Raw genomic sequence first — 12,146 nt, 5'->3', positions numbered from 1 at the left:
GGATTACTCCATCATCTTCTCGATCGGCAGCACCAGGATGGAGCTGGCGCCCAGCGCTTTCAGTTTTTCCATGGTTTCCCAGAACAGGGTTTCGCTGCTGACCATGTGCATCGCTACCCGCTGTTTATCGCCCGCCAGCGGCAGAATAGTTGGTCGTTCGGCGCCCGGCAGCAGCGCCACCACTTCCTCCAGCCGTTCGGTCGGCGCGTGCATCATGATGTATTTCGATTCGCGGGCCTGGATAACCCCCTGAATGCGGGTCAGCAGACGGTCGATCAGCTGCTGTTTCGCCTCGTCCATCTCGCCGTCACGCTGGATCAGGCAGGCTTTGGAACGATAAATAACTTCAACTTCGCGCAGGCCGTTAGCTTCAAGGGTTGCGCCGGTAGAAACGAGATCGCAGATGGCGTCGGCAAGGCCAGCGCGCGGGGCGACTTCGACAGAACCGTTTAGCAGACAGGATTTAAAGGAGATACCTTTCTGATCGAGATAGCGTTTTAACAGGTGCGGGTAAGAGGTGGCGATGCGTTTGCCGTCCAGCGCCGCCGGGCCATTCCAGTTTTCATCCACCGGTGTCGCCAGCGACAGACGGCATCCGCCAAAATCGAGACGGCGCAGGGTGAAATAGCGCGGGTCTTCGCCCTGCGCGCGGCGGCTCAGCAGCTCTTCTTCCAGCACGTTCTCGCCGATAATGCCAAGGTCGACAACGCCGTCCATCACCAGCCCCGGAATATCGTCATCGCGAACGCGCAGAATATCGATCGGCATGTTTTCCGCAAGGGCGATCAGACGCTGGGTGTGCAGGTTGACTTTAATGCCGCAGCGGCCGAGCAGTTCGCGTGAATCTTCACTCAAACGGCCGGATTTCTGAATAGCTATGCGTAAACGGGTGTTGTCTAACATTGTTGTTTTCCTCTGAATACCTGTCTGAATCTGTCCGAATTCGGTCCAAAAAAAAGCCCCCGGAAGTGAATCTTCCGGGGGCTCTCTTTGCGTTCATGCACCACTGGAAGATCCAAACGTCTTCCAGCACACATCGCCTGAAAGACTAGTCAGGATGATGGTGATGATGGTGGTTTTTAAATTGAACGCTGTTCATAAAATTCTCTTTGAATGACTATGCATTTGATGTCTTTTAACCTAAACCAGTTCCGGCGCATAAAGCAAGCCCTTTTTTCCATCATTAATTCATTTCATATTCGTCGAACAAATTGTCAGGTCTCGCGGGCTAGCGTAGCCTAGTATCAGCACAGCGAATGAGTCAGGAGCCAGGGTATGAAAAAGGTCGCGATTGTCGGGTTAGGGTGGCTGGGCATGCCGCTTGCGTTGTCATTGCGCGCACGCGGTTGGCATGTCACCGGCAGTAAAACGACGCAGGACGGCGTGGAGGCGGCGCGGATGTGCGGTATTGAAGGATATCCGCTGCGTCTTGAACCCCAGCTGATCTGTGAGGCTGAGGATCTGGACGCGATGATGAACGTCGATGCGCTGGTTATCACGTTACCTGCGCGGCGCACGGGCCCCGGGGAAGATTTTTATCTACAGGCGGTGCAGGAGATTGTTGATACCGCGCTCTCGCGGCATATTCCACGCATTATTTTTACCAGTTCGACCTCGGTTTATGGCAATACCGAAGGGACGATGAAGGAAAATTCGCCGCGCAATCCACAAACCGCCAGCGGCAGGGTACTGAAAGAGCTGGAAGACTGGCTGCATGCGTTGCCGGGTACCTCGGTGGATATTCTGCGTCTCGCCGGGTTGGTTGGGCCATCGCGCCATCCGGGCCGTTTCTTTGCCGGTAAATCGGCCCCGGATGGCCAGCACGGGGTCAATCTGGTGCATCTGCAGGACGTTATTGCCGCGATTGAGCTATTGCTTCAGGCCCCGAAAGGCGGACACATCTATAATATATGTGCGCCGCAGCATCCGGCGCGCGGCGTCTTTTATCCGCAGATGGCCCGTGAACTTGGGCTGCCGTTACCGGTATTTACCGATAACCCGGAGGGGGGTAAAGGCAAAATCATTGATGGCAACCGGATATGCTATGAGCTTGGCTTTGAATACCAGTACCCCGATCCGCTGGTGATGCCAATGGAGTAATCGCCAGCAGACGATCGCGTACCGTAAGGGGGGGCGATGAAACCACTGCTGGATGTTCTCGTAATTCTTGATGCCTTAGAAAAAGAGGGGAGCTTTGCCGCGGCTTCGGCAAAGCTCTATAAAACCCCCTCGGCGCTGAGCTATACCATCCATAAATTAGAAAGCGATCTGAATATCCAACTGCTGGATCGCAGCGGTCATCGGGCGCGCTTTACTTGCACCGGGCAGATGCTGCTGGAGAAAGGACGTGAGCTACTCCATACCGCTCGCGAACTTGAGCTGCAGGCCATCAGGCTACATCAGGGCTGGGAAAATACCCTGACCATCAGTGTCGATATGACTTTTCCTTTCTCTCTTTTAACTTCACTAATGGAACAGTTTTATCAACAACGCAACGTGACCCGTTTGCAGTTCACTAGCGCTGGTGGTTGGGATGCTCTGGCGGCAGGCGAGGTCGACATGGTGCTGGGCGCGCTTAACGAGCCGCCAACGCTGGTGGGTTATGGTTTTAGTCTGCTTGGCGATGTGGATCTGTGTTTTGTGGTCGCGATTAATCATCCACTGGCGCAGGCTAAGGAACCGTTGAATTTGCGGGTGTTACAGCGATATCGGGCGATTATTTGCAATGCCGGGTTGCTGCAAAGCGAAAAGCAGGAGAGTGTGACGGTTTATGATATGAATAGCCTGCTGGAGCTGGTATGCGCCGGCCTGGGCTGGGCTTACCTGCCGCGCTACCTGGCTGAGGCCTGGCTGGAGAAGGGAAAATTGGTCGAGAAACGTATTAGCACACCTGTGCGGCTGCATCGGGCATGGATTGGCTGGAATGAAGACGTTTTTGGCCTTGCCGCGCAATGGTGGTTACAAGCGATATTAGCAAATAGTGCTATTCGTCAGATCTACAATACTAAAATAGTATGAATATTAGGCGGTTAGAATTCTTAGCCTATTAATAAACCTTTCAACATCTTGTCATTAAGCCAGAAGTTGTTGCAAAATACGCAGCCTGAAAACCAGAGACTAGCCGACGCTTTTTTTAAAGTGTCGGTTATTTTTTTGGTCGAAAGACACATCATTCAATACCAAGAGGCCGGGCTTCGTACCGGATAGATATTTACTAAAAACCGACAGTCGTTGTCGCTGAGGAATAGAAAGAAATGGGGCAATTTTTTGCTTACGCGCTGGCCTTCGCCGTAAAAGGGGATAACTATGTCGCATAACGCTACTCCAAATACCTCTCGCGTGGAATTACGTAAAACCCTTACGTTAGTTCCGGTTGTAATGATGGGCCTGGCCTATATGCAGCCGATGACGCTGTTCGATACGTTTGGTATCGTCTCTGGTATGACCGACGGTCACGTGCCGACGGCCTACGCCTTTGCGTTAATCGCTATTCTTTTTACTGCGCTGAGCTACGGGAAGCTGGTACGCCGTTATCCTTCCGCGGGTTCCGCGTATACCTACGCCCAGAAATCCATTAGCCCGACCGTTGGCTTCATGGTGGGTTGGTCTTCTCTGCTCGACTACCTGTTCGCGCCGATGATCAACATCCTGTTGGCGAAAATCTACTTTGAAGCGCTGGTGCCTTCGATTCCATCGTGGGTGTTTGTTATCGCGCTGGTCGCGTTCATGACCGCCTTTAACCTGCGCAGCATCAAGTCCGTCGCCAACTTCAACACCGTTATCGTGGTGCTGCAGGTGGTACTGATTGCCGTGATCCTCGGCATGGTGGTGTATGGCGTATTTGAAGGCGAGGGCGCCGGTACGCTGGCCAGCAGTCGTCCGTTCTGGTCCGGCGATGCGCACGTTATCCCAATGATTACCGGGGCGACGATACTCTGCTTCTCATTTACCGGCTTTGACGGCATCAGCAATCTGTCTGAAGAGACCAAAGATGCAGAACGCGTTATTCCGCGCGCTATCTTCCTGACTGCGCTGATTGGCGGCCTGATCTTCATTTTTGCCACCTACTTCCTGCAGCTGTACTTCCCGGATATCTCGCGCTTTAAGGATCCGGATGCCTCACAGCCTGAAATCATGCTGTATGTGGCAGGTAAAGCCTTCCAGGTAGGCGCGCTGATCTTCTCCACCATCACCGTGCTGGCTTCCGGTATGGCGGCGCATGCTGGCGTTGCGCGTCTGATGTACGTGATGGGCCGTGATGGCGTATTCCCGAAAAGCTTCTTCGGCTACGTGCATCCGACCTGGCGCACCCCGGCGATGAACATCATCCTGGTTGGCGCGATCGCGCTGCTGGCGATTAACTTTGACCTGGTGATGGCGACTGCGCTGATTAACTTCGGTGCGCTGGTGGCGTTCACCTTCGTTAACCTGTCGGTTATCTCGCAGTTCTGGATCCGCGAGAAACGCAACAAGACGCTGAAAGACCACTTCCAGTATCTGTTCCTGCCGATGTGCGGCGCCCTGACCGTGGGCGCGCTGTGGGTTAACCTGGAAGAGAGCTCGATGATCCTGGGTCTGATCTGGGCCGGTATCGGTCTGATTTACCTGGCGTGCGTAACCAAAAGCTTCCGCAACCCGGTACCGCAGTACGAAGACGTTGCATAATTACGCTTTATGATAGAAAAGCCGGAGGGAGACCTCCGGCTTTTTTGTTTCTGGCGTCCGCTGGTTTTCCCCGCTGGCGGCTGTCGCTTTACCGGGGGCATAGGGATGGCTTACTTCTCCTGTCGCATCACATTAAGCAGCGTATCCAACAGCCCTGGAAAACGGGCATCCAAATCGTCGCGGCGAAGCGAAATGAGATTTTCCCGCCCCTGAGGGCGTTGCCAGATCACGCCGCTGTCGCGCAGCACCCGCCAGTGGTGAGTCATGGTGGATTTAGCGATATCTTCTTTGCGCAATGCGTTACAACTCTGCTCGCTGCCGTCGGAGAGCGTGCGAATGATTTCCAGCCGCAAGGGGTTGCCCAGGGCAAAAAGAACATTTTCGAGGCGAATTTGTTCACGTTCGGGGTGATTGGCGATCATAATATTCCTGTGTCGGCGGTTGTGCTGTTCACGCGAACAGCAACCCGTATCGGCGGCTGGCGGCTACTATACCCAAACTCCTTTTCTTGCGCCACGCGCGCCGTCGCAAGCTGACCGATAGCAGTGATAGTGAAAATAGTTCGAATATACTCGTACAGTTGTACTATTATAGATGCCGTAAACCTAACCGCGGCAGATTTAGCCGCTCATTGACAGTCAAAATGACTAAGGACGCATCATGCCCCGACCCATCCCCCTCGAACGTTATCGCAACATCGGTATCTCCGCGCATATCGATGCCGGCAAAACCACCACCACTGAGCGCATTCTGTTTTACACCGGGATGAGCCATAAGCTGGGTGAAGTACACGATGGCGCGGCAACTACCGACTGGATGGCGCAGGAGCAGGAGCGTGGGATTACCATTACTTCCGCAGCGGTAAGCTGCTTCTGGCCCGGGATGGACCGAAGCTTTGAGCCCCATCGTATCAATATCATTGATACCCCGGGGCACGTGGACTTTACCATCGAAGTAGAACGTTCGATGCGCGTGCTGGACGGCGCGGTGATGGTCTATGACTCGGTCGGCGGCGTACAGCCGCAGTCGGAGACCGTCTGGCGGCAGGCTAATAAGTATCACGTCCCGCGCTTGGCTTTCGTTAACAAAATGGACCGCCCGGGGGCCGATTTCTTCCGCGTGGTGCAAATGATGATCGATCGCCTGAAGGCCAATCCGGTGCCGATTGTTATCCCCATTGGCGCCGAAGAGCATTTTACCGGCGTCGTCGACCTGATAAAGATGCGGGCCATTCTGTGGGATGATGCAACGCAGGGGATGACGTTCAGCTATGCGCCTGTGCCTGATGACCTGCTACCGACGGCTCAGGAGTGGCGGGAAAAAATGGTTTCGGCTGCGGCGGAAGCCAGTGATGAGCTGATGGATAAATATCTCGAAAGCGGTGAACTGAGCGAAGCGGAAATTGTGGCCGGGCTACGTAAACGCACGGTCGGCGGCGAAATCCAGCCGGTGCTCTGCGGCAGCGCCTTTAAAAATAAAGGCGTGCAGCGGATGCTCGATGCGGTCGTTGAGTTAATGCCGTCGCCGCTGGATATTCCGGCGATTCAGGGCATTGATGATAAGGGGCAACCGGCGGAGCGTCACCCGAGCGACGATGAGCCGCTGTCGGCGCTGGCGTTTAAACTCATGACCGATCCCTACGTCGGCCAGTTGACCTTTATTCGCGTCTATTCCGGGACGTTGAAAAAAGGCGATGCGGTCTTTAACCCGGTGAAGGGCAAGAAAGAGCGTATCGGGCGCATCGTGCTGATGCATGCCAACGATCGCCACGAAGTCGACGAGCTGCATGCCGGTGATATTGCCGCCTGTGTTGGTCTAAAAGATGTCACGACGGGCGATACGCTGTGCGATCCGGATGCGGTCATCACTCTTGAGCGTATGGAGTTCCCGGAACCGGTCATTTCGCTGGCGATTGAACCGAAGACCAAGGCCGACCAGGAGAAAATGGGCATTGCGCTACAGCGGTTGGCTTCCGAGGATCCGTCGTTCCGCCTGCATACCGATGAAGAGTCCGGGCAGACGATTATCTCCGGGATGGGGGAGTTGCATCTGGAGATTATCGTCGACCGTATGAAACGCGAGTTCGGCGTTGAGGCGAATATTGGCCGTCCGCAGGTTACCTATCGGGAAACCATCCGTAAAACGGTGAAGGATGTGGAAGGCAAATTTGTGCGTCAGTCCGGCGGTAAGGGGCAGTATGGGCACGTCGTGCTGACCCTGGAACCCTTGGCGGCGGGGAGCGGCTTTATGTTTGAAGATGCCACCAAAGGCGGGGTCGTACCGCGTGAATACATCCCTTCTGTGGAAAAAGGGCTGCGTGAAGCGATGGGCACCGGCGTGCTGGCGGGCTATTCGGTTGTCGACGTTAAAGCGACCCTGACGTTTGGTTCGTATCATGACGTCGACTCCTCCGAAATGGCTTTCCGTATGGCGGCGATTTTCGGCTTTAAGGAAGGGGCGCGAAAAGCGGACCCGGTGATCCTGGAGCCGGTGATGCACGTCGAGGTGGAGACACCGGAAGAGTACGCCGGCAATATTATGGGCGATCTCTCTTCCCGTCGCGGAATGGTGCAGGGGATGGAGGAGCGTTTCGGTAGCCAGATTATTCGTGCCGATGTGCCGCTGGCCGAAATGTTCGGTTATTCCACCACGCTGCGCTCGATGTCGCAGGGTCGTGCGACCTATAGCATGGAGTTCCATCATTACGCAGAAGCGCCGCGTAACGTGGCCGACGATATCATCGCCAGCCGCGCGAAAAGTTAAGTCAGTACTCCCGGGCTACGGTGACGGCCTGGCCCGGGTTAAACGATTTCCTGCGCATATTGCCACAGCGCTTTCAACAGGGCTTGTTTTTCACTATCGTCAGCATACTGTTGATACATCACCTGCAGTTCATCGGCATAGGCCTGCAAAAACTCTGGCGTAAAGACGTTACGGCGGTGCTCTAACCAGCGCTGCTGTTCGTTTTCATCAAGCGTACCGGGGAAGTTACGCGCGCGGTAGTTAAACAGCAGGCGTTCAATGCGTTTATCCGCAAACGTAATATCCAGCGCTGGCAGGTTACGCGGTTCGGTTTCCAGCACTATCTTCATCGCCGCGCGATCGGCATCGCTAAAGAATCCGTTGTACAGTTGGGCGTCAACATTATCCGATGGCACGAACGGTTCGGCTTCGGCATACAGGGCCACCACTTTCTCACGTACCTGCGGATTTGCGCGCAGCAGTTGGGCGTTCTCCAGGCAGCGCTGAATATTGATACCTAAACGGTCGGCATCCTGCGGACGCAACGTATTGGCCTGCGCCAGCACCGGGCATTTATTTAAATGCACCAGCTTAATCGGCGCTGCAGGTAAATCGCCGAGTTCGTCTCGTGGAGTATACAGGCGCTCGCGCAATGTATCGGCGTCGAGCTCCAACAACGGCGACATATCCCCCGCCAGGTCAACCATAATCACCGCATTGCGGTTATCCGGATGCCAGGCCAGCGGCGCGACCAGGCTAGTGTTGCCGCGGGCGGCGCCGAACATACCGGAAACGTGGACCAGTGGTTTCAACTGCGGCACGTCGATTAACGTCGCCAGCTTGCGTTTATTTCGATGACTGTACAGATAGTCAAACAGGCGCGGCTGATGGGTCTTCACCAGTTTCGCCATCGCAATAGTGGCGTATACATCGGCCATCGCATCGTGGGCATTGCTATGCTCTATGCCATTCGCGACGGTCAGATGCTCAAGGCGGAAGCTTGGCAGACCATCTTCATTTTCCGGCCAGTTGATACCTTCCGGGCGCAGGGCATAGCAGGCGCGCATCACATCCAGCAGGTCCCAGCGCGAATTATCATGCTGCCAGCTCCAGGCGTACGGATCGTAAAAGTTGCGGTAAAAAATATTACGGCTGACTTCATCATCAAAGCGGACATTGTTGTAGCCGACGATACAGGTTTTCGGCACCGTGAACAGATCGTTGATGCGGCGGGCGAAAGCGGCCTCGTTGTCGCCTTTGGCCAGCGCTTCCTGTGGCGTAATTCCGGTAATCATCACCGCCTGTGGTTGCGGCAGGTAGTCGTCCGCAGGCTTGCAGTAGAAGACTTCTGGTTCGCCAATGACATTCAGATCGCTATCGGTACGGATGGCGGCGAACTGCGCCGGCCGGTCGAGCGAAGGGCTGGTACCGAAGGTTTCGTAGTCGTGGAATAAAAATCCAGGCTGATTGGCGCTGTCTTGCATAATCGATTCGTTATCCATGGTGTAAGGCATTCCGTATGGTAAACGATTTGTAGAGCCATCAGAAGGGTAACGGTCAGATGCATCTACTGTCATGTCATATTTTCTTGCAATTTAGCCCTGATCTCTCAGGCGAACTTCCGTAAAAAGGACGGCGAATCTGTAAATCTTGAGGATATGCCGTTGAAAGGCCGTTTTTTATTTGCTGTAACTTTGCTCGCTTCGAGCGTTTCCTGCGCATTTGCTGCCGCTGATTTGCCCGTCACCGTGACGCCGCCATCGATCCAGGCCGGTTCCTGGGTGCTGATGGACTACACTACCGGTCAAATCCTGACCGCCGGTAATGAACACCAACAGCGTAACCCCGCCAGCCTGACCAAACTGATGACCGGTTACGTTGTCGACCGCGCCATCGACAGCCATCGCATTACCTTTGATGATATGGTCACCGTCGGTAAGGATGCCTGGGCCAAGGGCAATCCGGTGTTTAACGGTTCTTCGCTGATGTTCCTTAAAGCGGGCGATCGGGTTAGCGTTCGCGATCTTAGCCGCGGGCTGATCGTCGATTCCGGTAATGACGCCTGCGTCGCGCTCGCTGACTATGTCGCCGGCGGCCAACCGCAATTTGTCGCGTTGATGAATAGCTACGTTGAAAAATTGCATTTGAAAGACACCCATTTTGAAACCGTCCACGGACTCGACGCGCCTGGCCAGCATAGCTCCGCCTATGATTTAGCGGTGTTGTCGCGGGCGATTATTCACGGCGAGCCGGATGTCTATCACATGTATAGCGAAAAAAGCCTGACGTGGAACGGTATCACCCAGCAGAACCGTAACGGTTTGCTGTGGGACAAAACCATGAATGTCGATGGCCTGAAAACCGGCCATACCTCAGGAGCGGGCTTCAATCTTATTGCCTCGGCGGTCGATGGCCAGCGTCGTTTGATTGCCGTGGTGATGGGGGCCGATAGTCCAAAAGGGCGAGAAGAGCAGGCGGCTAAACTGCTGCACTGGGGTCAGCAGAACTTCGACACCGTGCAGGTGCTGCAAAAAGGTAAGCAGGTCGGCGTCGAACATATCTGGTATGGCGACAAAGAGCAGATCAAGCTCGGCACCGATCAGGACTTCTGGCTCGCGATCCCGAAATCAGAAGTTCCACGTATCAAAGCAAAATATGTGCTGGATACCAAGGATCTGGAAGCGCCGATCGCCGCTAACCAACGCGTGGGCGAAATCTCGCTTTACGATGGCGACAAAGTGGTCGGGCATTGGCCGCTGGTGACCCTGGAAAGCGTCGGCAAGGGTGGGATGTTTTCCCGCCTGAGCGATTATCTGCATCACGGCATTTAATCTTGTTACCCTCTGGCCCGCCGCACTCTGCGGCGGGCTTTATTCATTTCGCGCTTGTGGCGACTCTGTGAATCCGCGCACATACTGTTGTTCATCCGGCTGCTAAATTTGGTGTATATTTATACAGTATTTTATCAACGCTGGAGGCGCTATGAACTACAGCATTCAATCTCTCGATGCCCGCAAGATTGCCGGGTTTCATATGGTTGGCCCCTGGGAGCAGACCGTAAAGCAGGGGTTTGAACAACTGGCGGCGTGGGTCAGTCACCACCAGGTGCCTGCGCAGGAGTGGGTCGCGGTTTATTATGATAATCCGCAGCAGGTACCGGCGGAAAAACTGCGTTGTGACACCGTTGTTACCGTGGCGGATGATTACGTCATCCCGCCGAATAGTGAAGGGGTCATCCTCACCGCAATTGCCGGCGGCGATTACGCCTGCGCCAGCGCGCGGGTCATTAACCATGACTTCTCCACGCCGTGGCTGCAGTTCTTTGACAGCCTGCTGCAGAGCAGCGAGTTCGAAATCGCGGATAAGCCCTGTTTTGAAATTTATCTTAACGATGGCAACCAGGATGGTCACTGGGATATTGAGATGTATGTGGCGGTGAACCGTATCGGCTCGTAAGTCGTTATCCCTTATCTTGACAAGGTTTTTTACATTAGCGCAGTGCGCTCGTGAAAAAAGCGGCTACAATTGGCCTTTTCTGTTTGCCGGAGCAGGCCGTGCGCGCTGATAAATCACTTAAGCCATTTGAGATCCGTCTGTATCGTCATTACCGAATTGTGCACGGTATCCGCATCGCGCTGGCTTTTGTCCTGACCTTCCTGCTGGTGCGTCTGCTGAACGTGCCGGAGGGCACCTGGCCTCTGATCACCCTGGTGGTGGTGATGGGGCCTATCTCTTTCTGGGGCAATGTGGTGCCGCGGGCCTTCGAACGTATTGGCGGCACTATCCTCGGTTCGGTACTGGGGCTGGTGGCGCTCAAACTCGAGCTTATCTCACTGCCAATCATGGTGCTGTGGTGCGCGGTGGCGATGTTCCTTTGCGGCTGGTTGGCGCTCGGCAAGCGGCCCTATCAGGCGCTGCTGATTGGCATTACGCTGGCGGTGGTGGTGGGCGCGCCGCCGGGCGATATGAACACCGCGCTGTGGCGAAGCGGCGATGTTATCTTCGGTTCACTGTTGGCGATGCTGTTTACCGGTATATGGCCGCAGCGGGCGTTTTTGCACTGGCGCATCCAGATGGCGAATTATGTCACAACGTTTAATCGGCTGTATCAGGCCGGTTTTTCGCCGAATCTGGTTGAGCGCCCGCGGCTGGAAAAACATCTTCAGAAAGCGCTCAATGACGTGGTGAAAATGCGTGGGTTGATAACCCCGGCCAGCAAAGAAACGCATATTCAGAAAGCAATCTTCGAAGCCATCCAGACCGTCAGCCGTAATCTGGTATGCATGCTGGAACTGCAGATCAACGCTTATTGGGCCTCTCGCCAGGGCCATTTTGTGATGCTTAACGCCCAGACTTTGCGCGAAACCCAACAGATGACCCAGCAAACGTTGCTGACTATCGCCCATGCTCTGTATGAGGGAAACCCGCAGCCGGTACGCGCCAACACCGAGAAGCTCAACGAGATCGTGGTCGAGTTGCGACAGCTTATCAAAGAGCATCAGGGCGATAATCTGTCGGAAACGCCGATTCACGGCTATGTTTGGCTGACCATTGAGCTGGCGCGCCAGCTTGAGCTGCTGTCGCACCTTATTTGCCGCGCGCTGCGCAAATAAAAGACAGATACGTGCGCGAAGTGAACAGGTTGCTTCGATTCAGCAGCATTTAGGGTTATGATAAACGCAAAGGAAAAAACATTGTCATCAGCGACTGCTAGCAGTTATGTTAGCCCTATAGGGCAG

The 12,146-nt window shown here is 54.7% G+C and carries 11 protein-coding genes and 1 other annotated feature; of the genes, 7 read left to right on the top strand and 4 right to left on the bottom strand.

Annotated features, from left to right (window positions below):
- Positions 1-3 precede the first annotated feature (3 nt).
- Both hisG and hisL read right to left on the bottom strand, forming a co-directional pair.
- Positions 4-903 (bottom strand): ATP phosphoribosyltransferase, encoded by a 900-nt coding sequence (gene hisG / locus ABLV08_RS11670; protein WP_015365824.1) that lies wholly within the window; start codon positions 901-903, stop codon positions 4-6.
- 47 nt (positions 904-950) lie between these two features.
- Positions 951-1,073 (bottom strand) — a sequence feature (His leader region).
- Complete coding sequence (hisL, locus tag ABLV08_RS11665) at positions 1,049-1,099, bottom strand: his operon leader peptide (protein ID WP_009654477.1); 51 nt, start codon at positions 1,097-1,099, stop codon at positions 1,049-1,051. (Overlaps the previous feature by 25 nt.)
- Before the next feature lie 176 nt (positions 1,100-1,275).
- Here hisL and ABLV08_RS11660 point away from each other — a divergent pair, with 176 nt between their 5' ends.
- From ABLV08_RS11660 to plaP, 3 genes are all read left to right on the top strand, one after another.
- Positions 1,276-2,100, top strand: a complete 825-nt coding sequence (locus ABLV08_RS11660) for an SDR family oxidoreductase (protein ID WP_015365825.1) — start codon at positions 1,276-1,278, stop codon at positions 2,098-2,100.
- A 36-nt stretch (positions 2,101-2,136) separates the two neighbouring features.
- Positions 2,137-3,018: a LysR substrate-binding domain-containing protein gene (locus tag ABLV08_RS11655; RefSeq protein WP_117025918.1), complete on the top strand. Its 882-nt coding sequence runs from the start codon at positions 2,137-2,139 to the stop codon at positions 3,016-3,018.
- 288 nt (positions 3,019-3,306) lie between these two features.
- The gene (gene plaP, locus ABLV08_RS11650) at positions 3,307-4,665 is read left to right on the top strand and encodes a putrescine/proton symporter PlaP (RefSeq protein WP_015365827.1); all 1,359 of its coding nucleotides are present in this window, start codon (positions 3,307-3,309) and stop codon (positions 4,663-4,665) included.
- 110 nt (positions 4,666-4,775) lie between these two features.
- Here plaP and ABLV08_RS11645 read toward each other — a convergent pair whose 3' ends face one another.
- Positions 4,776-5,087, bottom strand: coding sequence for a helix-turn-helix domain-containing protein (locus ABLV08_RS11645; RefSeq protein ID WP_015365828.1), 312 nt, complete (start codon positions 5,085-5,087; stop codon positions 4,776-4,778).
- A gap of 238 nt (positions 5,088-5,325) precedes the next feature.
- Here ABLV08_RS11645 and fusA point away from each other — a divergent pair, with 238 nt between their 5' ends.
- The gene (gene fusA / locus ABLV08_RS11640) at positions 5,326-7,428 is read left to right on the top strand and encodes an elongation factor G (protein ID WP_348855873.1); all 2,103 of its coding nucleotides are present in this window, start codon (positions 5,326-5,328) and stop codon (positions 7,426-7,428) included.
- Between the two features lie 38 nt (positions 7,429-7,466).
- Here the strand turns inward: fusA and sbcB are convergent, their stop codons facing one another.
- On the bottom strand, positions 7,467-8,891 hold the full coding sequence (gene sbcB, locus ABLV08_RS11635; protein WP_032706256.1) for an exodeoxyribonuclease I: 1,425 nt from the start codon (positions 8,889-8,891) through the stop codon (positions 7,467-7,469).
- 180 nt (positions 8,892-9,071) lie between these two features.
- On the opposite strand from sbcB, the gene dacD reads away from it, so the two are divergent.
- The 3 genes from dacD (at position 9,072) to ABLV08_RS11620 (ending at position 12,020) form a co-directional block, all read left to right on the top strand.
- Positions 9,072-10,238 carry a serine-type D-Ala-D-Ala carboxypeptidase DacD gene (gene dacD, locus ABLV08_RS11630; RefSeq protein WP_015365831.1) on the top strand — a complete coding sequence of 389 codons (1,167 nt, stop codon included), beginning with the start codon at positions 9,072-9,074 and terminating at the stop codon, positions 10,236-10,238.
- 151 nt (positions 10,239-10,389) lie between these two features.
- On the top strand, positions 10,390-10,863 hold the full coding sequence (gene sbmC, locus ABLV08_RS11625; protein WP_020078368.1) for a DNA gyrase inhibitor SbmC: 474 nt from the start codon (positions 10,390-10,392) through the stop codon (positions 10,861-10,863).
- Between the two features lie 98 nt (positions 10,864-10,961).
- Positions 10,962-12,020, top strand: coding sequence for an FUSC family protein (locus tag ABLV08_RS11620; protein ID WP_020078369.1), 1,059 nt, complete (start codon positions 10,962-10,964; stop codon positions 12,018-12,020).
- Positions 12,021-12,146 lie beyond the last annotated feature (126 nt).

It is taken from the genome of Klebsiella sp. CN_Kp088 (genome assembly GCF_040064335.1).
Lineage (GTDB): Bacteria > Pseudomonadota > Gammaproteobacteria > Enterobacterales > Enterobacteriaceae > Klebsiella > Klebsiella aerogenes.
The sequence above is the reverse complement of the archived record's forward strand: the minus strand, read 5'-3'. Positions and strand labels throughout refer to the sequence as shown.

Excerpts from the sequence above, each read along its gene's own strand:
- hisG (WP_015365824.1), bottom strand. The coding sequence starts at position 903 with ATGTTAGACAACACCCGTTTACGCATAGCTATTCAGAAATCCGGCCGT.
- ABLV08_RS11660 (WP_015365825.1), top strand. The coding sequence starts at position 1,276 with ATGAAAAAGGTCGCGATTGTCGGGTTAGGGTGGCTGGGCATGCCGCTT.
- ABLV08_RS11655 (WP_117025918.1), top strand. The coding sequence starts at position 2,137 with ATGAAACCACTGCTGGATGTTCTCGTAATTCTTGATGCCTTAGAAAAA.
- plaP (WP_015365827.1), top strand. The coding sequence starts at position 3,307 with ATGTCGCATAACGCTACTCCAAATACCTCTCGCGTGGAATTACGTAAA.
- ABLV08_RS11645 (WP_015365828.1), bottom strand. The coding sequence starts at position 5,087 with ATGATCGCCAATCACCCCGAACGTGAACAAATTCGCCTCGAAAATGTT.
- fusA (WP_348855873.1), top strand. The coding sequence starts at position 5,326 with ATGCCCCGACCCATCCCCCTCGAACGTTATCGCAACATCGGTATCTCC.
- sbcB (WP_032706256.1), bottom strand. The coding sequence starts at position 8,891 with ATGCAAGACAGCGCCAATCAGCCTGGATTTTTATTCCACGACTACGAA.
- sbmC (WP_020078368.1), top strand. The coding sequence starts at position 10,390 with ATGAACTACAGCATTCAATCTCTCGATGCCCGCAAGATTGCCGGGTTT.